At 62.8% G+C, this 20,969-nt stretch carries 25 protein-coding genes; 7 read left to right on the forward strand and 18 right to left on the reverse strand.

Going from position 1 to position 20,969, the window contains the following annotated elements:
- Positions 1-10: 10 nt before the first annotated feature.
- The 3 genes from J5J10_RS09355 to ilvD form a co-directional block, all read right to left on the reverse strand.
- Complete coding sequence (locus J5J10_RS09355; RefSeq protein ID WP_211929697.1) at positions 11-1,282, reverse strand: extracellular solute-binding protein; 1,272 nt, start codon at positions 1,280-1,282, stop codon at positions 11-13.
- 39 nt (positions 1,283-1,321) lie between these two features.
- The gene (locus J5J10_RS09360) at positions 1,322-2,362 is read right to left on the reverse strand and encodes a LacI family DNA-binding transcriptional regulator (protein WP_211929698.1); all 1,041 of its coding nucleotides are present in this window, start codon (positions 2,360-2,362) and stop codon (positions 1,322-1,324) included.
- A 223-nt stretch (positions 2,363-2,585) separates the two neighbouring features.
- Entirely contained in the window at positions 2,586-4,421 is a 1,836-nt protein-coding gene (ilvD, locus tag J5J10_RS09365; protein WP_211929699.1) for a dihydroxy-acid dehydratase, read from the reverse strand.
- A gap of 264 nt (positions 4,422-4,685) precedes the next feature.
- Here ilvD and J5J10_RS09370 point away from each other — a divergent pair, with 264 nt between their 5' ends.
- The 3 genes from J5J10_RS09370 to msrQ all read left to right on the forward strand — a co-directional run bounded on the left by J5J10_RS09370 (position 4,686) and on the right by msrQ (position 6,939).
- Positions 4,686-5,225: a thermonuclease family protein gene (locus tag J5J10_RS09370; RefSeq protein WP_211929700.1), complete on the forward strand. Its 540-nt coding sequence runs from the start codon at positions 4,686-4,688 to the stop codon at positions 5,223-5,225.
- A 141-nt stretch (positions 5,226-5,366) separates the two neighbouring features.
- Positions 5,367-6,302: a protein-methionine-sulfoxide reductase catalytic subunit MsrP gene (msrP, locus tag J5J10_RS09375; protein ID WP_211929701.1), complete on the forward strand. Its 936-nt coding sequence runs from the start codon at positions 5,367-5,369 to the stop codon at positions 6,300-6,302.
- 1 nt (position 6,303) lies between these two features.
- A complete protein-coding gene (gene msrQ, locus J5J10_RS09380) occupies positions 6,304-6,939 on the forward strand; it encodes a protein-methionine-sulfoxide reductase heme-binding subunit MsrQ (protein WP_211929702.1) in 636 nt (211 codons plus the stop codon).
- 1 nt (position 6,940) lies between these two features.
- On the opposite strand, the gene J5J10_RS09385 is transcribed toward msrQ, so the two are convergent.
- Entirely contained in the window at positions 6,941-7,252 is a 312-nt protein-coding gene (locus J5J10_RS09385; RefSeq protein WP_211929703.1) for a hypothetical protein, read from the reverse strand.
- A 74-nt stretch (positions 7,253-7,326) separates the two neighbouring features.
- Entirely contained in the window at positions 7,327-9,027 is a 1,701-nt protein-coding gene (locus J5J10_RS09390; RefSeq protein WP_211929704.1) for an aconitase family protein, read from the reverse strand.
- Between the two features lie 206 nt (positions 9,028-9,233).
- Here J5J10_RS09390 and J5J10_RS09395 point away from each other — a divergent pair, with 206 nt between their 5' ends.
- Genes J5J10_RS09395 through J5J10_RS09405 form a run of 3 tightly spaced genes read left to right on the forward strand, consistent with a single transcriptional unit; the run spans position 9,234 to position 11,416 of the window.
- Positions 9,234-9,665, forward strand: coding sequence for a YciI family protein (locus J5J10_RS09395; RefSeq protein ID WP_211929705.1), 432 nt, complete (start codon positions 9,234-9,236; stop codon positions 9,663-9,665).
- Between the two features lie 43 nt (positions 9,666-9,708).
- Complete coding sequence (locus tag J5J10_RS09400; RefSeq protein WP_211929706.1) at positions 9,709-10,113, forward strand: VOC family protein; 405 nt, start codon at positions 9,709-9,711, stop codon at positions 10,111-10,113.
- 43 nt (positions 10,114-10,156) lie between these two features.
- A complete protein-coding gene (locus tag J5J10_RS09405; RefSeq protein ID WP_211929707.1) occupies positions 10,157-11,416 on the forward strand; it encodes an RNA polymerase sigma factor in 1,260 nt (419 codons plus the stop codon).
- Between the two features lie 65 nt (positions 11,417-11,481).
- On the opposite strand, the gene J5J10_RS09410 is transcribed toward J5J10_RS09405, so the two are convergent.
- Positions 11,482-12,060, reverse strand: a complete 579-nt coding sequence (locus tag J5J10_RS09410) for a DoxX family protein (protein ID WP_211929708.1) — start codon at positions 12,058-12,060, stop codon at positions 11,482-11,484.
- A 184-nt stretch (positions 12,061-12,244) separates the two neighbouring features.
- Positions 12,245-13,117, reverse strand: coding sequence for a DUF817 domain-containing protein (locus J5J10_RS09415; protein WP_211929709.1), 873 nt, complete (start codon positions 13,115-13,117; stop codon positions 12,245-12,247).
- A gap of 60 nt (positions 13,118-13,177) precedes the next feature.
- Between J5J10_RS09415 and J5J10_RS09420 the strand changes: the two genes are divergently transcribed.
- On the forward strand, positions 13,178-13,591 hold the full coding sequence (locus J5J10_RS09420; RefSeq protein ID WP_211929710.1) for a DUF2809 domain-containing protein: 414 nt from the start codon (positions 13,178-13,180) through the stop codon (positions 13,589-13,591).
- Between the two features lie 58 nt (positions 13,592-13,649).
- Here the strand turns inward: J5J10_RS09420 and rplQ are convergent, their stop codons facing one another.
- The 11 genes from rplQ to rplF form a co-directional block, all read right to left on the reverse strand.
- Positions 13,650-14,072: a 50S ribosomal protein L17 gene (gene rplQ, locus J5J10_RS09425; RefSeq protein ID WP_208549439.1), complete on the reverse strand. Its 423-nt coding sequence runs from the start codon at positions 14,070-14,072 to the stop codon at positions 13,650-13,652.
- A gap of 115 nt (positions 14,073-14,187) precedes the next feature.
- The gene (locus tag J5J10_RS09430; RefSeq protein WP_208549438.1) at positions 14,188-15,198 is read right to left on the reverse strand and encodes a DNA-directed RNA polymerase subunit alpha; all 1,011 of its coding nucleotides are present in this window, start codon (positions 15,196-15,198) and stop codon (positions 14,188-14,190) included.
- A 100-nt stretch (positions 15,199-15,298) separates the two neighbouring features.
- Positions 15,299-15,688, reverse strand: coding sequence for a 30S ribosomal protein S11 (gene rpsK / locus J5J10_RS09435; RefSeq protein ID WP_015915761.1), 390 nt, complete (start codon positions 15,686-15,688; stop codon positions 15,299-15,301).
- A gap of 132 nt (positions 15,689-15,820) precedes the next feature.
- Entirely contained in the window at positions 15,821-16,189 is a 369-nt protein-coding gene (gene rpsM / locus J5J10_RS09440; RefSeq protein WP_208549437.1) for a 30S ribosomal protein S13, read from the reverse strand.
- Positions 16,190-16,416: 227 nt separating this feature from the next.
- Positions 16,417-17,067: an adenylate kinase gene (locus tag J5J10_RS09445; protein ID WP_211929711.1), complete on the reverse strand. Its 651-nt coding sequence runs from the start codon at positions 17,065-17,067 to the stop codon at positions 16,417-16,419.
- Positions 17,064-18,404 (reverse strand): preprotein translocase subunit SecY, encoded by a 1,341-nt coding sequence (gene secY, locus J5J10_RS09450; RefSeq protein WP_211929712.1) that lies wholly within the window; start codon positions 18,402-18,404, stop codon positions 17,064-17,066. The genes J5J10_RS09445 and secY overlap by 4 nt, the downstream gene beginning before the upstream one ends.
- A gap of 228 nt (positions 18,405-18,632) precedes the next feature.
- A complete protein-coding gene (gene rplO / locus J5J10_RS09455) occupies positions 18,633-19,112 on the reverse strand; it encodes a 50S ribosomal protein L15 (RefSeq protein WP_208549420.1) in 480 nt (159 codons plus the stop codon).
- A 16-nt stretch (positions 19,113-19,128) separates the two neighbouring features.
- Positions 19,129-19,338, reverse strand: coding sequence for a 50S ribosomal protein L30 (gene rpmD / locus J5J10_RS09460; RefSeq protein WP_208549409.1), 210 nt, complete (start codon positions 19,336-19,338; stop codon positions 19,129-19,131).
- A gap of 13 nt (positions 19,339-19,351) precedes the next feature.
- Entirely contained in the window at positions 19,352-19,921 is a 570-nt protein-coding gene (rpsE, locus tag J5J10_RS09465) for a 30S ribosomal protein S5 (protein ID WP_211929713.1), read from the reverse strand.
- 132 nt (positions 19,922-20,053) lie between these two features.
- Positions 20,054-20,416 carry a 50S ribosomal protein L18 gene (gene rplR, locus J5J10_RS09470; RefSeq protein WP_208549402.1) on the reverse strand — a complete coding sequence of 121 codons (363 nt, stop codon included), beginning with the start codon at positions 20,414-20,416 and terminating at the stop codon, positions 20,054-20,056.
- Positions 20,417-20,428: 12 nt separating this feature from the next.
- Positions 20,429-20,962 carry a 50S ribosomal protein L6 gene (gene rplF, locus J5J10_RS09475; RefSeq protein WP_208549401.1) on the reverse strand — a complete coding sequence of 178 codons (534 nt, stop codon included), beginning with the start codon at positions 20,960-20,962 and terminating at the stop codon, positions 20,429-20,431.
- Positions 20,963-20,969: the final 7 nt, after the last annotated feature.

Below are 20,969 nucleotides of genomic sequence, written 5' to 3' on the forward strand. Positions count from 1 at the left end.
CGCACCGGTCTCAGTTCTGCTCGAAGCCGTAGCCGCCATTCTTTTCGATATTGTCGTCGATCGTGTCGGTCGCCGCATCGAGCGTATCGGCAACGTCGGCTCCATCTGCGATATCGGTCAGCGCCTTCTGGAAGGTCGGCGAGATGACCGCGTAGGCGGGCGTTTCCGGCCGCAGCGTGCCCTGCTTGTCCGAGAGACCGAAGAAGACGGCGAGCGGACCGCCTTCCTTGTAGTTCTCGGTCATCTGGGCCGCGGTCGAGGTCGCCGGGACGAGGCCGATGGCGTCGGAGAATTCGGCCAGGTACTTGTCCTGGATGGCGAACTCGATGAAGGCGGCGGCGCCCTCAGGATGTTCGCTTTTTGCCGAAATGCCGAACTGCCAGGAGCCGGCGCCGATCTTCGGACCATTGCCGAAATCGGGGGCGGGCAGGAAGAGCAGATCGTCGCCGTATTTTTCGAGCGCCTTCACCGCGACCCAATTGCCCATCCACTGCATGGCGTATTTGCCGTCGAGAAAGCCGGTCTCATGATCGGAGGGCGACTGCGAGGTGCCGGGAGCAAGCTCATCCTCAAAGAGCGACTGCCACCATTCGCCGAAGGCGATAGCCTTCTCTCCGTTCAGCGCACCTTCGGCCGTCAGATAGGTGTCGCGATTGATGAGATCGCCGCCGAAGCTCTGGAGGAAGGGACTGAAGGCATAGGGGTACCATTCGGACTTGTCCGACATTCCGAGATCGAGCGGATAGTCGTATTTGCCGGTCGCCTTCAGCGTCTTCAGGGCCTCGGTGAATTCCTCGCCGGTCCACGGCTCGTCAAGCGTCGGGATGCGGATGTTGTTTTCCTCCAGCACCGACTTGCGGGCGAAGACCGCGACGGCGGCATCCCAGAGGCCGACGGAATAGAGCTCGCCCTGCCACTTGCCGATGGCGCCCGGCAGGAAGTTGGCGATCCTCTCTTCCGGCAGGTTCAGCGGCTGGAGATAGCCGGACCAGGCCCAGTTGGGCATGACCGGGCCGTCCATGTCGAGGATATCGGGCAGATTGCCGGCGAGCGCGGCGGCGGTGACGGAATCGTTGTACGCGGCCTGCGGGAACTCCTCGAGCACCACGTTCCACTCATCCTGCGAGGTGTTGAAATCCTCGATGATGCCAACGAGTATTTCGCGTTCCACCTGGTTTCCGGCACCGTGGTACCAGAGACTGAGATCGGTGGCGGCAAGGGCCGAGCCGGCGGCGAGCGCGGCCGCCAGGGTCAATCCCGCGAACATAGCTGGTTTCTTCATATCGTAACCTCCCTGTTGTCCGCCCTTTCCGGGCGGCGTTCACTTCAAGGTTCTGACGGACTCCCGCCAATGGACGGGCCCGACGAGCCGCTCGACGGCGGCGGCGGACCCGGCGATCCCAACGTCCGCGATCCTCTCGAGCAGCCGTTCGGCGGCCCGCTTCCCGATCGCGGCATAGGGCAGTTCCACGCTCGCAAGCCGTGGATGGAGATGTTCGGTGATGAGGCGGTGATCGTCGAAGCCGAGGATGGAGAGATCCTCCGGGATGCGCCTGCCCCGTTTCTGGAGCAGCCCGCCGACCCGCATGGCCAGATGATCGTTGCCGCAGCAGAGCGCCGTGGGCGGCGCCTCGCCGGAGAGCAGGCGGTCGAGCGCCGCGCCCAAAGCGTCGTCGCCGGCGCCGACATCGGGCGCGGCCAGCACCAGGCGCGGATCGAACGGTAGTCCGCCGGCAGCAAGTGCTGAACGGTAGCCTTCCGTGCGCATCCGCGCGGCAAGCGAGCCCTCCGGCAAAGTGAGGAAGGCGATGCGGCGGTGACCGCGGTCGATCAGGCCCGTGACGCCTTCCCGCTGGCCGGCCTCGTCGTCCGGGACCACGGCCGCGATGCCGCCGCCATAGAAGCAGTTCGCCAGCACGACCGGCACGCCGGCGGAGACGGGTGGCAGCGACACCTGGCGGTGATGGCCGGAGATGAGGATCAGGCCCTCAACCCGACGTTCGGAGAAGCTGCGCATCAGCGCGGGAACACGGTCCTCGTCGTCGCCGATGTCGGCGATCATGGCGATCTTACCGGCGGCGGAGAGCACCCGCTGGACGCCCTGGAGGATGTAGAGTTCGGGAAGGCCGCCGGCGATGTCGGTCGCGTCGCCGCTGATCGCACCGGTAACGACGCCGACGACACCGGACTTCTGCAGCCGCATCATACGCGCCGCCTGGGACGGGACGTAATTGAGGCGGCGGATGGTTTCGGTGACGAGCGCCCGCGTCTTCTCGTTGACCGGACCGTCGCCGTTCAGAACGCGCGAGACCGTCTTCGGCGATACGCCGGCAGCATCCGCGACATCGTAGATCGTCGTCATCGCCGGCCTCGATCCTCCCAAATCGGTGTCGACCGCTGGCGGCGTTCGACGGTTTCAGGCTGCGAGACGAAACTATGACATCGATGTCATAAGGGATCAACCCGCGGATGTGGGTGATGTCGTGTTTCGCGATAGGGAAGCAACAGACCGGGCAAGAATCAAAAAACCCGCCGGAAGCCGGCGGGTTTTCGGTGATGGATGGCCGTTTACCTGACCCCTGCCCTTACTCCGGCAGAATGCGCACCGCGCCCTTGTCGGCCGATGATGCGAAATGGGCGTAGGCCTTGAGCGCCGTCGTCACATTGCGCTTGCGGGGTGCCGCCGGCTTCCAGCCGAGCTTGTCCTGCTCGGCGCGGCGGGCGGCGAGCTCGCTGTCGGTGACCTTGAGATTGATCGTCCGGTTCGGGATGTCGATCTCGATCATATCGCCCTGGCGGACAAGACCGATGGCGCCGCCCTGGGCGGCTTCCGGCGAGGCATGGCCGATGGAGAGGCCCGAGGTGCCGCCGGAGAAGCGGCCGTCGGTGATCAGCGCGCAGGCCTTTCCGAGGCCCTTCGACTTCAGGTAGCTCGTCGGATAGAGCATTTCCTGCATGCCGGGGCCGCCTTTGGGGCCTTCGTAGCGGATGACGACGACGTCGCCTTCCTTGACCTCGTTCGACAGGATGCCCTTTACGGCGGCGTCCTGGCTTTCGAAGACGACGGCGGGACCTGTGAACTTCAGGATCGATTCATCGACGCCGGCGGTCTTCACGATGCAGCCGTCGAGCGCGATGTTGCCCTTCAGCACGGCAAGGCCGCCATCCTTGGAGAACGGGTGCTCGACGGAGCGGATGACGCCCTTTTCCCCATCGGTGTCGAGCTCGTCCCAGCGCGAGGCCTGGGAGAAGGCCTGGGTGGTGCGGACACCGCCTGGAGCGGCCTTGAAGAACTCGCGCACGGTTTCCGAATTCGTCCGGGTGATATCCCAACGGTCGATGGCATCGCCGATCGTCGTCGCGTGGACTGTCGGGCAGTCGCGGTTGACCAGGCCGCCGCGATCGAGTTCACCAAGGATGCGCATGATGCCGCCGGCGCGGTGGACGTCTTCCATGTGCACATCCTGCTTGGCTGGGGCGACCTTCGACAGACACGGGACCTTGCGCGAAAGGCGGTCGATATCGTCCATGGTGAAGTCGATGCCGCCTTCATGGGCTGCAGCGAGGATGTGCAAAACGGTGTTGGTCGAGCCGCCCATGGCGATATCGAGGGCCATGGCGTTTTCGAAGGCGGCCTTGGAGGCGATATTGCGCGGCAGGACGCTTTCGTCGTCCTGCTCATAATAGCGGCGGGTGATGTCGACGATCAGGTGGCCGGCTTCGACGAAGAGGCGCTTACGGTCGGCATGGGTTGCGAGCGTGGAGCCATTGCCGGGCAGCGACAGGCCAAGCGCTTCGGTCAGGCAGTTCATCGAGTTGGCGGTGAACATGCCGGAGCACGAGCCACAGGTCGGACAGGCGGCCTTTTCGATTTCGTCGACATCGGCGTCGGAGATCTTGTCGTCGGCTGCGGCAACCATGGCATCGACGAGGTCGAGCGCGACCTTGCGGCCCTGCAGGATCGCCTTGCCGGCTTCCATCGGGCCACCGGAGACGAAGACGGCCGGGATGTTGAGGCGCATAGCGGCCGAGAGCATCCCGGGGGTGATCTTGTCGCAGTTGGAGATGCAGACCATGGCATCGGCGCAGTGAGCGTTGACCATGTATTCGACGCTGTCGGAGATGATCTCGCGCGACGGCAGCGAATAGAGCATGCCGTCATGGCCCATGGCGATGCCGTCGTCGACGGCGATGGTATTGAACTCCTTGGCGACGCCGCCGGCGGCCTCGATCTCGCGGGCGACCAGCTGGCCGAGGTCCTTCAGGTGGACGTGGCCGGGCACGAACTGGGTGAAGGAGTTGACGACCGCGATGATCGGCTTGCCGAAATCGCCGTCCTTCATGCCGGTGGCGCGCCAAAGGCCGCGCGCGCCGGCCATGTTGCGGCCGTGGGTCGTGGTTCTGGAACGATAGGCTGGCATCGGTGTCACCTCGGTCTTCGTGTTCTGATTGGCGGGTCCGGCTGGCGACATAAGCGCCAGGGCGCTCGACCTCGTCGCCGGCCACCCGCATTTGCCCCGTTTTAAAGCAACATCGGGGGCCTGTCACGGCCACTCGGGGCCAAAACGGTACTCTCCGGTACGCCTGCCCCGACTGACGTCCGCGCGCCACTTGCAGCCGGCAAGCTTGCGTTAAGACCGCTCGCCTACTGTCGCGCCAAAGACGACAACAGGACAGGCGATGCGATGACGGCCAGACGAGACAACCGGACATGGACTGGGACCGGTACGCCTTCATCCGCCTCCATCTCCAGCGGATCGTTCCACTCGAACACGGCGCCCCTTCTCGTTTTTCTTGGATTGCTGCTCGTCGGTGCCTTCTTCAGCCAGCGGCCGGCGCCGGTTCAACAGACCGACACCGTTTCGATAACAGCTTCGGCGCAGTTCACGCTCTGCGGCGGATCGCGGCGCGTGAACTGCGTGGTCGACGGAGACACATTCTGGCTGAACGGCGAGAAGATCCGGATCGCCGACATCGACACGCCCGAGCTTTCGCCACCCCGGTGCGAAACGGAAAGGCAGCTTGGCGAGGCCGCCAAACGGGAACTGCTGGCACAGCTCAATGCCGGAGGTTTCCAGCTGACGAAGGTCGGCGCGCGCGACACCGACCGCTATGGGAGAAAACTCAGGACCGTCATACGCGACGGACACTCGGTCGGAGACGTCCTGATCGAAAAAGGTCTGGCGCGACGCTGGGACGGCGCCCGCAGAGGATGGTGCGCCTGAATACGGGCGGTCTACAGCGCTACACGAAAAATTGGCCGACAAGTTTCTTTCATCGCCGGTGAAACTTTGGTCTGGTACGCTACGTAGAAGGATCAAGGCCGCCCGTCCGGCCAGCCCCATGATCCGCATCGGAGGAAGCCCATGACCGCCTATCGCCCCCCCAGACTTCCGTCTTCGGAGATCACGCCGAAGAACCTTTATCTCACGCGCCGGTCGCTGATCGGGGCTGCGGCAGGGGGACTGGCGATCGCATCCGCGCCCAGCGTGTTCGCGGCGCCGGAGACCGACTACAAGGTCTCCGACAAGCCGACGACCTACGAGGACATCACCACCTACAACAACTTCTACGAATTCGGCACCGGCAAGGACGATCCGGCGCGCAACTCCGGAGACTTCAAGGCGCGCCCCTGGCGGCTGGAAGTCGGCGGTCTCGTCAACAAGCCGACCGTCTTCGGGATCGACGACCTTATCTCGAGCATTCCGCAGGAAGAGCGCATCTACCGCATGCGTTGCGTCGAGGCCTGGTCCATGGTGATTCCCTGGGTGGGCTTCCCGATTTCGGCGCTGCTCGACAAGGTCGAACCGCTCGGCAGCGCCAAATACGTCGCCTTCGAAACCGTCGTCCGCCCGGAGGAAATGCCGGGCCAGCGCGGGCTGTTCCAGTCGATGCCATGGCCCTATGTCGAGGGCCTTCGCCTGGACGAGGCCCGGCATCCGCTGGCGATTCTCGCTACCGGCATCTACGGCGAAACGCTGCTCAATCAGAACGGCGCGCCGATCCGGCTGGTGGTGCCGTGGAAATACGGCTTCAAGGGCATCAAGTCGATCGTGAAGATCACGCTAACCGAGGAGCAGCCGCCGTCCTCCTGGAACCTGCTGGCGCCGAACGAGTACGGCTTCTACGCCAACGTAAATCCCGACGTCGATCATCCCCGCTGGAGCCAGGCGACGGAACGGCGGATCGGAGAGGCGAATGGTCTGTTCGGCGGCGCGCGGATGAACACGCTGCCGTTCAACGGCTACGCGGAAGAGGTCGCGGGCCTCTATGCCGGCATGGACCTGGCGAAGTTCTACTGAGATGGCTTTCGCGATGACGCCGACCCAGCGCTCCTGGTCGATCTGGGCGCTCTATGCTGTTGGACTGGCGCCGGGGATATGGACCTTCTACCTCGGCGTCACGGCGCAACTGGGGGCAGATCCCGTCAGGACCTTCGAGCACATTCTCGGGCTCTGGGCATTGCGTTTTCTCTGCCTGACACTGGTGGTGACGCCAGTGCGCGATCTTTTCAAGATCAACCTGCTGCCCTACCGGCGGGCGCTTGGACTGATCGCGTTCTGGTATGTGCTGGCGCACTTCGCCGTCTATCTCTTCCTCGACCGCGGCCTTATCCTGTCGTCTATCATCGGGGACCTGACCAAGCGGCCCTATATCATCATCGGCATGGTCTGCCTCATCCTGCTTATCCCGCTTGCCGCGACATCGAACAGGTGGTCGATCCGCAGGCTGGGCTCACGGTGGGCGACGCTACACAAGCTGGTCTATGTGGTGATCGCCGGTGCCGTTCTGCACTACGCGCTGTCGCTCAAATCGATCACGCTGGAGCCGGCGGTCTACATCATGATCGTCACGGTGCTTCTCGCCTACCGTCCGCTGCGAACCCGGATCTTGGACTGGCGCCGGCAGCGAAAGCCGCTGGCTTCCGCCCGCACCTGATCTAGTGGCGGCAGGCCGGCGAGCGGCCGAGGCGTCTCGGAGTTTCAACCGGCGTTTCGCCATAATGGCGGCGGTCCATGCCGGGGAAGGGAAGCGTCCAAGATGGAAGACCCCCAGCGGATGCCGACGTCGGAGACGCTGCAGGACGACGGCGTGGGACGCAGAAGTTCGCTCCGGGCGCGTCAGGCGCAGCCACATCGACGATATCGAGAAAGGCCGCATGCAGCCGGGTCAACGGTATATCGAGACGATCGGCAAGCGCCGGCAACGTGACGGGTTGATGCGCCGCCACCGGTCTCTTCAGCCAGTCCATCTACGTCGATCCGCCAAGCGGGGCTGTCATCGTCAGACTAGATTCGCCGACCCCCTTTGGATTTCCGCCTGAAATCAGTGCGCGAGCCAAAGTGCTGGGGCGTCGGGAGATCGACCACTCACGGCGGCCTCGACGCAGGCGGAAAGCGCGGCAAAACGGACCTGCTTGCCGCTGAGGCCCGGGCCGTAATGGGCGTATTTTCCGGAGTTGGTGAGGATGAGGCGCGCAGCCGGCGGGACGATCGGCTGCATGACGGTGCACCAGCAGGCGTCGCGGACGAAGGTGGCGCCGAAGGCTTCCAGCTCGGCATAGATGCCGGCCTCGACGATCCTGTCGTAAGTGGTACGGCTTACCGTAAGTGTAAGTGTCACGTCCGGGTGTTTGACACGGTCGCGACAGAGGGCGGCGAGTGCCCGGCACTCCTCGAAGGAGAAATGCGGATTGCCGAGGGCCACGAGGTCGACTGTGTCGCCCAGGGTCGGATTGAAGCCGTTCCAGACGACAGAGAGATCGGAGGCCGTGACGGACAGGTGCGGCAGATCGGGGCGGCTCGCCGCGTCACCGAGGGTCGGGGCTTCCGGCGTGACGCCGACGATATGGAACATCGGCGCAGCCGAGGTGGTGGCGAAGGCTGCGCCAAAAGCCTTGAGGTCGTCGGCCGTGGGAGTCGTTGCCTCCAGTCCCGTGATGGCCGGAACGATGTTGGGCGCCAGCGTGCCGATGCGGTAGCCGAGCAGCGGCCAGAAGCTGTCGTCGATGTCATCGGGGCAGCGCACGTCGATCACGAGGCCTGCCTTGCGGTTTTCGTCGAGGTGGCAGCCGGCGAGCGGCGCCCTCCCCGTCAGCGCGATGCAGATGTCGAAGAAGTCCGGATACTTCATCGTGCGGGCGCCGAGCACGCTGTTGGCATAGACGACGGCGTTCGATTCGGCCCAGGCGATGTCCTCGCCCTCGGCCGGCCGGCTCTCCAGCTGATACGGCGCGCAGGTGAAGGTGGGCGTGGCGCCCATGCGGACATAGGCGTCGCCGAGCGCGCTGGCGGCCTTCGAGAGCGTCGGGTCGGTGCCCTGCTCCCGCCAGCGCTGCTGGTCGACGGAGATGGCGTTGAGCGAGGTGGGCACGGTGACGCGACCGCCCCAGGCGGCGAGCCTTTCCGCGAAGTCGAGGCTGGCGGGACCGGTATAGATGCAGCCGTCGACGTGGACCTGGCGGATGTCGATCAGCCGTTCGGCGTTGAGCAGGCCGGCCATGCGGGTGACGATGCGCATCGCTGCCTGCGTCGCCTTCGGGACGTCCGATGACAGGAGGTGGCGGTCGTGATCGGTGAGGTTGAGCTCTATTTGCCGTGCCGGTGCCGGGTCAGGCTCTATGCTCAGGCGATCGACCTGTGCGAGAGCGGCGAAGCGCTCCGGTTCGACTATCGCGACCGGGATCGACAGACCGTACATCTCCTCGGCGACGATGACGCCGAGGGTGAGGATTTCCTCGCGCTGGCAGAAGACGAGGCCGGCTGGCGCCTTGCCATTGGCGATCAGCTGCATCAGCACGGCGCTTCCGGTGCAGGAGCCGCGACCGCCGGGAATGGCGAGGATCGCGCCGGCGATGGAGCGGCCGTGCAGCGGATGGGCCTGATCGATGACGATACCCGTTTCCGGGTCGACGCCGCCCCAGAAGCTGAGCGCGGTATCAGCGAAGAGCACTGGGCCTTCGGCCTTGCCGTCGATCAGCATTTCGGCGTTCAGCGTGGAAGACGAGGATGAGGCAGATGATTGCATGGGACCTTCCGCGACCGGACAGAGGCGGCCAAGTTCGGATTTCTGCTTGCGAAAACGCGGGACTTGGCGTGTCATCCTACCGTCGAATTCAACGGCGAGATTGGCAAGGCAAAATTTTTCAGTGACCCGTGTCGATTCCGTCCGGCCCCGTTCGTCGTGAAATCATGCGCAGAGAATGCGCTGGTTTCGAAAACAGGAGAATGACGATGCGTGTGATGGTTATGGTCAAGGCGACGACGGACAGCGAGGAAGGCATTATGCCGTCCACGGAAATGTTCGAGGCGATGGGCAAGTTCAACGAGGAATTGGCCAAGGCGGGCATCATGCTTTCGGGCGACGGGCTGAAGCCGTCGAAGCTTGGCAAGCGCGTGGCCTTCGATGGCGCCAGCCGGCGGGTGATCGACGGACCGTTTGCCGAGACGAACGAACTGGTGGCCGGCTTCTGGATCTGGGAGGTGAAGGACATGGCCGAGGCGGTGGAATGGGTGAAGCGCTGCCCCAACCCGATGCCGGGTCCGAGCGAGATCGAGATCCGTCCGTTCTACGAGATGGAGGATTTCGCCGATATCGCCTCTTCAGAAGGACAAGCGAGCCATGAGCGGGCCGGCGAGATGATTTCAAAGCGCGGCCAGGGCTGACGCGCCGGACGGAAGGGACGCTGCATGGGGAGAATGATTTTTCGTGAACCTGCCTGTCCGGGATCTCGATGCCTCCGCCGCCTTCTACGAGGCGATCGGGGCGATGCGGAACCCGCAGTTCAGCGACGATTCGGCGAAGTCCTACATGTTCTCCGAGACGATCGCGGTGATGTTGCTGACGCATGCCCGCTACGGGGAGTTCACGAGCAGGCCGATCGGCGACGCACGGGCGGAAAGCCAGGCGCTTCTGGCGATCAGCGTCGACAGCCGCGAGGCGGTGGACGCAACGCTCAACGCCGGCGCGGATGCCGGCGGCACCGCCGACCCCAACCCGCCGCAGGATCACGGCTTCATGTACAGCCGCTCCATCGAGGACCCGGACGGTTACGTCTGGGAACTCGTCTGGATGGACCCGGCGGCCGTCGCCGGCGACATGTCGCTGCAATAGCCGGCGGCATTGACGGGACGGGCATGCCTCTCATAATCGCCGCATGCAGACACCAGACCTAAACAGGACGGTGGAAACCGTCTTCCGCATGGAACGGGCCCGGCTGATCGCCGGGCTCGCCCGAATGGTGCGCGACATCGGCACGGCGGAGGAGCTGGCGCAGGATGCGCTGGTGGCGGCCCTTGCGGACTGGCCGACGTCCGGCGTTCCCGCCAATCCCGGCGCATGGCTGATGGCGACCGCCAAGCGGCGGGCGATCGACGGTTTCCGCCGTCGCAAGATGATCGAGCGGAAACATGCCGAGATCGGGCACGATCCCGACCGGCACGATACCGCGATCGAGGAGATCGAGGCGGCGATGGACGACGATATCGGCGACGAACGGCTGAGCCTGATCTTCACGGCCTGCCACCCGCTGCTCTCGGCCGATGCGAGAGCGGCGCTGACGCTCAGGCTGATCGGCGGGCTGACGGCGGGCGAGATCGCGCGCGCCTTCCTCACGAGCGAGACGACGATCGCGCAGCGGATCGTGCGGGCGAAGAAGACGATCGCGGATGCCGACGTCGATTACGAGGTGCCGCGGGGTGCCGAGCGGGACGCACGGCTGGCCTCGGTGCTGGAGGTCATCTACCTGATCTTCAACGAGGGCTATGCGGCGAGCGCCGGCGAGGATGCGATACGGCCGCAGCTCTGCGCCGAGGCGATGCGGCTCGGGCGCGTGCTCGCAGCCCTGCTGCCGGACGAACCGGAAGTGCTCGGCCTCCTGGCACTCATGGAAATCCAGGCCTCGCGGCTTGCGGCACGGGTCGGACCGGATGGCGTGCCGCTGACGCTCGAACAGCAGAACCGCGGGCGCTGGGATCATCTGCTGATCCGGCGCGGGCTTGCCGCGCTGGAGCGGCTCCGGGCGCTCGATGGCGAGGATGGTTTCTACGCTCTGCAGGCAGCGCTGGCGGCCTGCCATGCTCGCGCCAGACGGTTCGAGGACACGAACTGGGATATGATCGCGGGGCTCTACGACAGGCTTCTGGAGGCAATGCCCTCGCCCATCGTGGCGCTCAATCGCGCGGTGGCGCATGCGATGACGTTTGGGCCGGAGGTGGGGCTGAGTTTGCTCAACGATATCGAGAAAGAACCGAAGCTTTCCGCCTATCCGGCAATGCATGCGGCGAAGGCCGATTTCCTCTACCGGATTGGACAGATGGCCGACGCGCGACGCGCATTTGAACGGGCGGCGGAACTCAGCGAAAATCGCATGGAGCGGACATTTCTTCTCAATCGCGCGGCAGCCTGCCTGCCCTGACACTTCCCGCAAAATCAGAACACCCGACCATGACGGCCGGGTGCCTTGATCCTGTGTAGTCCCCCTCAGAATTGCTTCTTGAAAAGCACCCGGTCGAGTGAGAGATAACCACCGCCAAAAGCCGCATACAGGAAGGCGCCGCCGGTCCAGAAGAGGGAGGCAAGCTCCGCCTTGGACTGGACCTGATGCAGAAAACCGTGGCCGCCATCGGCAAGCCTGGCCAGCGCTTCTGGGGTGAAGAACTCACTGCCGGCTTTCAGCGCGTCGATGCCTGCCTGGGTGAGGAAAGCATCCCCATATGGGTTGGCGCTATGGAAATAGAGCGTGACCGCGAGCATGACACCGTTGGCCAGCGCAGCCGGCCGCGTGAACAGCCCGAGCGCGATCAACAATCCGCCAACGACCTGCAGGAGGGCGAGCGTCGGAGACCAGAGCCAACCGGGATAGAAACCGAGCCTTTCGACGAAGCCGACCTGGGCGAACGGCGCCAGGATCTTCGGCCAGCCTTCGACGACGAGCATGCCGCCGACGGCCAGCCGGAACACACTCCAGGCCATCGGCTGGGCGACGGTATTGTAGAAGGTCGAGAGCGGTGGAATGACCAGCCTGTCTTTTTCGTTGCTGAAAATGGATGCGGTAATCATTGGAAACCTCTTTTTTTCAAGTCCAACCTTTGATGGACCGAGGCTAGCGCAAGCTCCGCGTCAGCACTTGACGCAGGTCAATTTGTTTCTGACCACAACGGTTTTTTTGGATCACGAAGACAGATGGCTGTGCCTGACGCGAGCGATTTTCCGTCTCCCGCCGCGCCGAGCGCCTGTCTGGATATCACTTCGGGATATAAATCTTCTCGCGGATGTGTTTGAGCGACGCGACGATGGTGAAGGTCATCATCACCACAAGCGTCCAGGAGCTCCATTTGCCGAGATGGACCGTGGACCATGCGCCGATCTGGTTCGGGTAGTGCCAGACAGCGAAGAAGGTGGAGATGTTTTCCGCCAGCCAGATGAAGAAGCCGATGAGGATGAAGGAGAGGATCATCGGCATCTTCCGGTCGCGGTCGAAGGGACGGTAGATCACGGTGGCGCGGGCATAAAGTCCGATCGCGAGTGCGGCGATGTACCAGCGGTAGTCGCCGATGAAATGATGAGTGAAGAAATTCACGTAGATCGCCAGCGCGACCATGGCCGCCATCCAGTATGGCGGATGATGGCGGATCCGGACATGCAGCAGGCGCCAGGCCTGGATGATGTAGCTTCCGACGGCAGCATACATAAAGCCGGCGAAGAGCGGCACGCCGAGCACCTTCGTGTAGGCGAAATCCTGGTAGGACCAGGACTGGATGGCCCCCGACACCTTGAACACTTCCAGCGCAAAACCCACCACATGGAACAGGCAGATCGCTTTCAGTTCGTCGACCGTTTCAAGCTTCGACCAGACCATGAAAATCTGGATGGCGATGGCGATAATCAATAGAAGATCGTAGCGCGAGATGCCGAACAGGCCTTCGCGCGGGGTCGCGAAGATCGACACGAAGAACAGGCCGGCGAAGAGGCAGGCACGGGCTTCCTTGATGCCGAACAGAAGGAACTCGACGGCGAAGCGGCGGAAACCGGAGAGTTCCGGCGCCGGAGGCGGATCGACCAACGCGCGGTCGAGACCTTCGAGCCCGGAAAGGCGTTGAATGGGTAGAGTGGTCATCCTGTGGTCCGTCCCGTCGCCAGCACTTGCCTCTGCGTATACTCCAGTTAGAAGGAGCGGATGGACAAAATGAAGGCAATCCACAAGAGCCGGCTCCGGCGAATAGGCGCTGCGGCGCTGGTGATTGCGACCGGCACGATACTTCGGCTCGCGGGCTACGAAGCCGGCCTGCCCTACTGGTTCGTCAAGTATGGCGGATCGCTGCTCTGGGGGGTGATGGTCTATCTGCTGGTGACGGTGATCGTGCCGGACCGCCCGCGACTACAGGTCCCGCTTTCGGTCGTCATTGCCGTGACGGTGGAGCTCATCAGGCTTTACCACACACCCTGGCTAGACGCGTTCCGCCTGACGCTCGCCGGCGCGCTGCTGCTCGGCCGCATCTTCTCCGTCTGGAACATCGTCGCCTATATCGCCGGGATTACGGTCGCGGCAGTAGCCGACCACGCTCTGCGCACCCGCCATCAGACGACATAACGCAGAAAAGCCGGGTGAACGCTCACCCGGCTTTTCTTATCCCCTTAGGGGAAGAACCTTACGCTGCTTCAGCTTCGGCTTCGGCGGCGACGCGGGCCTTGTCGGCTGCTCCCTTGGCATCGACGTCGCGCTCGACGAATTCGATGACGGCGAGCGGAGCATTGTCGCCCTGGCGGAAGCCGGCCTTCATGATGCGCAGGTAGCCGCCGTTACGCGAAGCGTAGCGTGTGGCGATGGCATCGAACAGCTTGCGGACGGCGTCTTGGTCCTTGATCTGCGAGATGGCCTGACGACGAGCGTGCAGGTCGCCGCGCTTGCCGAGGGTCACCAGCTTCTCGACGATCGGGCGAATTTCCTTCGCCTTCGGGAGCGTCGTGACGATCTGCTCATGGGTGATGAGCGAAGCCGCCATGTTAGCGAACATCGCCTTACGGTGGCTGGCGGTACGGTTCAGCTTGCGGCCGGAATTCTGGTGGCGCATTGCTATTCTCCTTTAGTGCAGGCTCTCTCTCAGAGGCTGCCGTTTCCTGACACATACGGGCATTCGCCCGCAGTTTGACTGGAAAAGGCAGAGGTAAACCTGCCTTTTTTGTTTCTTAGTACTGGTCTTCGTAACGCTTGGCCAGATCTTCGATGTTCTCGGGCGGCCATGCCGGCACTTCCATGCCGAGGTGCAGGCCCATGGAAGCGAGAACTTCCTTGATCTCGTTCAGCGACTTGCGGCCGAAGTTCGGCGTGCGCAGCATCTCTGCCTCGGTCTTCTGGATCAGATCGCCGATGTAAACGATGTTGTCGTTCTTCAGGCAGTTTGCCGAGCGGACCGAAAGTTCCAGCTCGTCGACCTTCTTGAGCAGCGCCGGGTTGAAGGCGAGTTCGGTGACCGACTCTTCCTCGACTTCCTTCTGCGGCTCGTCGAAGTTGACGAAGACGCCAAGCTGGTCCTGGAGGATGCGGGCCGCGAAGGCGACAGCATCTTCACCGGTGACCGAGCCATCGGTTTCGATGGTCATGGTCAGCTTGTCGTAGTCGAGAACCTGGCCCTCGCGGGTGTTTTCGACCTTGTAGGAGACCTTCTTGACCGGCGAGTAGAGGCTATCGACGGGGATGAGGCCGATCGGAGCATCTTCAGCGCGGTTGCGCTCTGCAGGCACGTAGCCCTTGCCGTTGTTGACGGTGAATTCCATGCGGATTTCAGCACCGTCGTCCAGCGTGCAGATCACGTGGTCGGGGTTCAGGATCTCGATGTCGCCGACCGTCTGGATATCGCCAGCGGTGACCACGCCCGGGCCCTGCTTGCGCACGACCATGCGCTTCGCGTCATCGCCGTCCATCTTGATGGCGATTTCCTTGATGTTGAGCACGATGTCGGTCACGTCCTCCCGGACGCCCGGGATCGACGAGAACTCATGCAACACGCCGTCGATCTGGACCGCGGTTACAGCGGCACCACGAAGCGACGACAAGAGAACGCGGCGCAGCGAGTTGCCGAGCGTGAGGCCGAAACCCCGCTCCAGCGGCTCGGCGACGAGCGTTGCCTTCGTGCGACCGGACGAAGTGAACTCCACCTTGTTCGGCTTGATCAGTTCCTGCCAGTTCTTCTGAATCATGTTTTTACCTTCCTGTCGCCGACACCATCCAATCGTGCCGGCCGAGCCTTAGAAGCACCGAAGGAGCGCGGCCCGCGCTCCCCGGCTGGACGATTGATGATCAGACGCGGCGCTTCTTGCGCGGGCGGCAGCCGTTGTGAGGGATCGGGGTCACATCGCGGATCGAGGTGATCATGAAGCCGGCAGCCTGGAGGGCGCGCAGAGCGGATTCACGACCCGAACCCGGACCGCAAACTTCCACTTCGAGAGACTTCATGCCGTGTTCCTGGGCCTTCTTGGCGCAGTCTTCAGCAGCGATCTGGGCGGCGAACGGAGTCGACTTGCGCGAACCCTTGAAACCCTTGGCACCGGCCGACGACCAGGCAATTGCGTTGCCCTGCGCGTCGGTTATGGTGATCATCGTGTTGTTGAACGTCGAGTTCACGTGCGCTACGCCCGACGAGATGTTCTTGCGTTCGCGACGGCGGACGCGGGTGGCTTCCTTGGCCATGTTTTCCCTTTCATGGATCTCAGCGCCGCCGTAATTCCAGCGGCTACACCTGGAAAGGGCCCGTTGGCCCCCGCCAAACTCAAAGAAGGCCGGCACTGACGCGCCAGCCCTCCATCCGGAAAAATCCGGAAATTACTTCTTCTTGCCTGCGATCGCCTTCGCCGGACCCTTGCGGGTACGAGCGTTGGTGTGCGTGCGCTGACCGCGGACCGGAAGGCCACGACGGTGACGCAGACCGCGGTAGCAACCAAGGTCCATCAGACGCTTGATGTTCATCGCGGTCTCGCGACGCAGGTCGCCTTCGACCTGGTAGTCGCGGTCAATGGTTTCGCGGATCTGCAGGATCTCGGCGTCCGTCAGCTGATGGACGCGCTTCTCGGCCGGAATACCGACCTTCTCGACGATTTCCTGTGCGAACTTCGGGCCGATCCCGTGAATGTAGCGCAACGCGATAACAACGCGCTTTGCAGTCGGGATGTTGACGCCAGCGATACGTGCCACGCCTATTCTCCTTGCGTTCCAGTTGCCATCCGGCAAGTGGTGTCTCGTTATTGCGGCCGAACGGCCACCATTTTCAGATACGGGTCCCGACAAGTCAAAACGACCGAACCCGGTCTCTCCTCCGGAGAGAACGCGCCGATCGCTCAAATGTCGCGAGTTGGCGCGGTGTTTAACGGAATCAGTCGACAAAAGCAACCGGGCCCGAAAAGATTCTTTCCCCGCCGGCGTCACAGGCCGGCAAGCACTTTCTCGATCGAAGCCGTGACTTCATCGATCTCAGCCATGCCGTCTACGCTCTTCAGCTTGCCCTTGGCATAGTAGTAGCCGATCAGCGGCGAGGTCTTCTTGTAGTAGTCCTGAAGACGGGTCGTCATGGTCTCGGCGTTGTCGTCCGGACGGCGCTTGAACTCCGTCGAACCGCACTTGTCGCAGACGCCCTCGACCTTCGGCTTCTGCAGCCGGTCATGGTAGCCGGCGCCGCAGTTGGCGCACGTATAACGACCGGCGACGCGGTCCACCAGAACCGAATCATTCACCTGCAATTCGATCACCACGTCGAGCTGCATCTTCTTGTCAGCAAGCATGGCCTCGACGGCGTCAGCCTGCACCAGGGTGCGGGGGTAGCCATCCAGGATGAAGCCATTGGCGCAATCGGGCGCATCGATTCGCTCGGACACGATGGCATTGACGATATCGTCGGACACCAGATTGCCGGCGTCCATCACGGCTTTCGCACGCTTGCCGACTTCGGTTCCAGCGCTGACGGCAGCCCGCAGCATGTCACCGGTCGAGAGTTGCGGGATCCCGTGCTTCTCGACGATACGCTGGGCCTGGGTGCCCTTCCCTGCACCCGGCGGCCCCAAAAGTATAAGTCTCATCGTCCCCTCTTTCCTCCACGCAACTTCGACTTCTTGATCAGACCCTCATACTGCTGAGCGATGAGGTGTCCCTGGATCTGCGCTACCGTATCAAGGGTTACGCTGACGACGATCAAAAGAGAAGTACCACCAAGGGCTAATGGGATGCCCGTGCGCGCAACGAGGATTTCCGGAAGAATGCAGACGAAAACAAGGTAGAGAGCGCCGACAACCGTGATGCGGGTCAGCACATAATCGATGTATTCGGCGGTGCGTTCGCCCGGACGGATGCCCGGAATGAAGCCGCCATGCTTCTTCAGATTGTCAGCGGTGTCCTTCGGATTGAAGACAATCGCCGTATAGAAGAAGGCGAAAAAGGCGATCAGCATGCCGTAGAGCAGCATGTAAACAGGCTGGCCATGTCCAAGCATGGAAATGACCGAGGTCGCCCAGGCCGGAAGCTGCGAGGTGCCGGCAAAGCCCGCCGCAGTCGCCGGCAGGAGAAGCAGCGACGACGCGAAGATGGCCGGGATCACGCCCGAGGTATTGAGCTTCAGCGGCAGGTGCGAGGTATCGCCCTGGAACATCCGGTTGCCAACCTGACGCTTCGGATACTGGATCAGAAGGCGACGCTGGGCGCGCTCGACGAAGACGATCAGGGCGATAACGCCGATTGCGACCAAGATGACCGTCAGAATCAGCGCGGTCGACAGAGCGCCGGTGCGGCCGAGATCGAGGGTATGGGCGAGCGCCGTCGGCAGGCCGGCGGCGATGCCGGCGAAGATGATCAGCGAAATGCCGTTGCCGATGCCGCGCGAGGTGATCTGCTCACCGAGCCACATCAGGAACATCGTGCCGCCAAGCAGGGTGATGACGGTGGAAATGCGGAAGAACCAGCCCGGATCCATGACGATCCCCTGCCCGCTCTCGAGGCCGACCGCAATCCCGTAGGCCTGCAGCGTGCCGAGTAGCACGGTACCGTAACGAGTGTACTGGTTGATGATCTTGCGGCCCTGCTCGCCTTCCTTCTTCAGGTTCTCGAGCGTCGGCACGACCGACGTCATCAGCTGCACGATGATCGACGCGGAAATGTAGGGCATGATGCCCAGCGCGAAGATCGCCATGCGCTCGACGGCGCCGCCAGCGAACATGTTGAAGAGACCGAGGATACCGCTCGACTGGCCCTGGAAGGCGGCCGCATAGGCTTCCGGGTTAAGACCGGGAAGCGGAATGTGGGTGCCGAGACGGTAGACCAGAAGGGCAGCCAGGGTGAACCACAAACGCTTCTTCAGATCCTCCGCCTTGGAGAAGGTCGAGATGCTGAGGTTCGAGGCCAGTTGTTCCGCTGCAGAAGCCATGAAATTCTCCGCGTACCGAAACCGGCGCCACGGAACGCGGCAGGCCGGAAAACGTATTCAATCTTTTCGGAAAACCGGGCGCGGAGAGCGTGTCACTTGCCTCACCCTTGTTTTCCAGAATCCCCCGGAAGACGAAACGGCGTCATTCCGTCCTTTGGAATGTGAGGCTCACATATGGGAGAAAAATCGCCCGGTGTGAAGCACCCCGGGCGATAAAGTCTTAAAACTTCACTCGGCCGTTTCAGCGGCTGCAACGAGCAGCTTGATCGAACCGCCAGCCTTTTCGATCTTTTCGATCGCGGCCTTGGAAGCGCCGGCGACTTCGAGCGAAAGCTTCGCCTTCAGTTCACCGTCGGAGAGAACGCGAACGCCGTCCTTCGGGCGACGGATCACGCCGGCAGCCTTGAGGGCAGCAGCGTCGATCGTTGCCTTGGCGTCGAGCTTCTTGGCATCGATCGCAGCCTGGATACGGCCAACCGAAACGGTGACGTAATCAGATGCGAAGATGTTGTTGAAGCCGCGCTTCGGCAGGCGACGGTAGATCGGCATCTGACCGCCTTCGAAGCCGTTGATGGCTACGCCGGAACGGGCCTTCTGACCCTTGACGCCGCGACCACCGGTCTTGCCCTTGCCGGAGCCGATACCGCGACCTACGCGGATACGATCCTTGGACGCGCCTTCGTTGTCCTTGATTTCATTCAGTTTCATGACGTTTTCCTCCGTCTCACTTCTCGTCGACGACGCGAACGAGATGCTGGACAGCACGGATCATGCCGCGAACCGAAGGAGTGTCTTCCAGGGTACGGACACGGTGCATCTTGTTGAGACCCAGACCGATCAGCGTCTTGCGCTGGATTTCCGGGCGGCGGATAGGCGAACCGATCTGTTCGATCGTGACCGTCTTTGCTTCAGTCTTCTTCGTAGCCTTAGCCATGGATCAGACCCTCTTATTCTTCAGCCGAGTTGCCGGAGACGGCACGACGAGCCTGGAGCGTGGCGTATTTCAGGCCGCGCTGAGCTGCGATGTCCTTCGGGTGAACCTGGTGCTTCAGGGCGTCGAAGGTTGCACGAACCATGTTGTAGGGGTTCGACGAACCGGTCGACTTGGCGACAACGTCATGCATGCCGAGCGTTTCGAAAACGGCGCGCATCGGACCACCGGCGATGATACCGGTACCGGCCTTGGCGGCGCGCAGCAGAACCTTGCCGGCGCCATGGCGGCCGTGAACGTCGTGATGCAGCGTACGGCCGTCGCGCAGCGGTACGAAGATCAGGTCGCGCTTGGCGGCTTCGGTGGCCTTGCGGATCGCTTCCGGCACTTCGCGTGCCTTGCCGTGGCCGAAGCCGACGCGGCCCTTCTGGTCACCAACGACGACGAGAGCGGCAAAGCCGAAACGACGGCCGCCCTTCACCACCTTGGCGACGCGGTTGATGGCGACCAGCTTGTCGACAAACTCGCTATCGCGCTCTTCACGGTTCTGACGGTCGTCCCGCGAACCACGCTTTTCCTGTGCCATTGTCCTCTTCCTTTTTCTTTTCCGGGTGCAATCGGCAGATTACAAAAAACACGCCCTTCCCTTTTCGGTTCGGGCGATCGTGGAGCCGGCCGGAAGGCCGGAAAGCCGCCCGGCGAACCGGGCGGCAATTCATTAGAAGTTCAGACCACCTTCGCGGGCTGCCTCGGCGAGAGCCTTGATGCGGCCGTGATAGATGAAGGCGCCGCGGTCGAAGACGACATCCTTGACGCCAGCCTTCGACGCGCGCTCGGCTACGAGCTTGCCGACAGCAGCGGCTGCTGCGATATCGGCGCCGGTCTTCAGGCCCTTCTTCAGATCGCCATCGAGGGTCGATGCAGCGGCCAGGGTGCGGCCAGCGACATCGTCGATGATCTGAGCGTAGATGTTCTTCGACGAGCGATGTACCGACAGACGCGGACGGCCGTTGGCCACCGCCTTGATCTGGCGCCGTACGCGATTGGCACGACGAACAAGTGCTTCTTTTCTGCTTGCCATTTCGCGCGTTCCTTACTTCTTCTTGCCTTCTTTGCGGACAATCCGCTCTTCGGCATACTTGACGCCCTTGCCCTTGTAAGGCTCGGGGCCGCGATATTCGCGGATCTCGGCTGCGACCTGGCCAACCTGCTGCTTGTTGATGCCGGTGACGATGATTTCGGTCGGCTTCGGTACAGCGATGGTGATGCCCTGCGGCGGCTCATAGACGACGTCGTGGCTGAAGCCGAGCGCCAGCTGCAGATTCTTGCCCTGCATGGCGGCGCGATAACCAACGCCGTTGATTTCGAGCTTGCGCTCGTAACCGTCCTTAACGCCCTTGAAGATGTTCTCGACCATCGTGCGGGACATGCCCCACTTGGAACGAGCACCCTTGGAGTCGTTGATCGGCTGGACGACAACGGCGTTGTCTTCGAGCTTCACGGAGATATCGTCATTCGCGACGAAGAACAGTTCGCCCTTCGGACCCTTTGCCGTGACCTTCTGGCCATCGACAGCAGCAGTCACACCTGCCGGAACCGGAACGGGCTTCTTACCGATACGAGACATAGTTTTT

Source organism: Ciceribacter sp. L1K23, from assembly GCF_018122705.1.
Classification (GTDB): Bacteria; Pseudomonadota; Alphaproteobacteria; order Rhizobiales; family Rhizobiaceae; genus Allorhizobium.

Coding starts and splice junctions, on each gene's coding strand:
- rplO (WP_208549420.1), bottom strand. CDS start 19,112: ATGAAACTGAATGAAATCAAGGACAACGAAGGCGCGTCCAAGGATCGT.
- rplR (WP_208549402.1), bottom strand. CDS start 20,416: ATGGCAAGCAGAAAAGAAGCACTTGTTCGTCGTGCCAATCGCGTACGG.
- J5J10_RS09370 (WP_211929700.1), top strand. CDS start 4,686: ATGACGGCCAGACGAGACAACCGGACATGGACTGGGACCGGTACGCCT.
- rplQ (WP_208549439.1), bottom strand. CDS start 14,072: ATGCGCCACCAGAATTCCGGCCGCAAGCTGAACCGTACCGCCAGCCAC.
- J5J10_RS09405 (WP_211929707.1), top strand. CDS start 10,157: ATGCAGACACCAGACCTAAACAGGACGGTGGAAACCGTCTTCCGCATG.
- msrQ (WP_211929702.1), top strand. CDS start 6,304: ATGGCTTTCGCGATGACGCCGACCCAGCGCTCCTGGTCGATCTGGGCG.
- J5J10_RS09395 (WP_211929705.1), top strand. CDS start 9,234: ATGCGTGTGATGGTTATGGTCAAGGCGACGACGGACAGCGAGGAAGGC.
- J5J10_RS09355 (WP_211929697.1), bottom strand. CDS start 1,282: ATGAAGAAACCAGCTATGTTCGCGGGATTGACCCTGGCGGCCGCGCTC.
- J5J10_RS09415 (WP_211929709.1), bottom strand. CDS start 13,117: ATGACCACTCTACCCATTCAACGCCTTTCCGGGCTCGAAGGTCTCGAC.
- rpsK (WP_015915761.1), bottom strand. CDS start 15,688: ATGGCCAAGGAAGCCACCCGCGTCCGCCGTCGCGAACGCAAGAACATC.
- J5J10_RS09360 (WP_211929698.1), bottom strand. CDS start 2,362: ATGACGACGATCTACGATGTCGCGGATGCTGCCGGCGTATCGCCGAAG.
- J5J10_RS09385 (WP_211929703.1), bottom strand. CDS start 7,252: ATGGACTGGCTGAAGAGACCGGTGGCGGCGCATCAACCCGTCACGTTG.
- rpmD (WP_208549409.1), bottom strand. CDS start 19,338: ATGGCTAAGGCTACGAAGAAGACTGAAGCAAAGACGGTCACGATCGAA.
- J5J10_RS09420 (WP_211929710.1), top strand. CDS start 13,178: ATGGACAAAATGAAGGCAATCCACAAGAGCCGGCTCCGGCGAATAGGC.
- J5J10_RS09410 (WP_211929708.1), bottom strand. CDS start 12,060: ATGATTACCGCATCCATTTTCAGCAACGAAAAAGACAGGCTGGTCATT.
- J5J10_RS09445 (WP_211929711.1), bottom strand. CDS start 17,067: ATGAGACTTATACTTTTGGGGCCGCCGGGTGCAGGGAAGGGCACCCAG.
- msrP (WP_211929701.1), top strand. CDS start 5,367: ATGACCGCCTATCGCCCCCCCAGACTTCCGTCTTCGGAGATCACGCCG.
- J5J10_RS09430 (WP_208549438.1), bottom strand. CDS start 15,198: ATGATTCAGAAGAACTGGCAGGAACTGATCAAGCCGAACAAGGTGGAG.
- rpsE (WP_211929713.1), bottom strand. CDS start 19,921: ATGGCACAGGAAAAGCGTGGTTCGCGGGACGACCGTCAGAACCGTGAA.
- ilvD (WP_211929699.1), bottom strand. CDS start 4,421: ATGCCAGCCTATCGTTCCAGAACCACGACCCACGGCCGCAACATGGCC.
- J5J10_RS09390 (WP_211929704.1), bottom strand. CDS start 9,027: ATGCAATCATCTGCCTCATCCTCGTCTTCCACGCTGAACGCCGAAATG.
- rplF (WP_208549401.1), bottom strand. CDS start 20,962: ATGTCTCGTATCGGTAAGAAGCCCGTTCCGGTTCCGGCAGGTGTGACT.
- secY (WP_211929712.1), bottom strand. CDS start 18,404: ATGGCTTCTGCAGCGGAACAACTGGCCTCGAACCTCAGCATCTCGACC.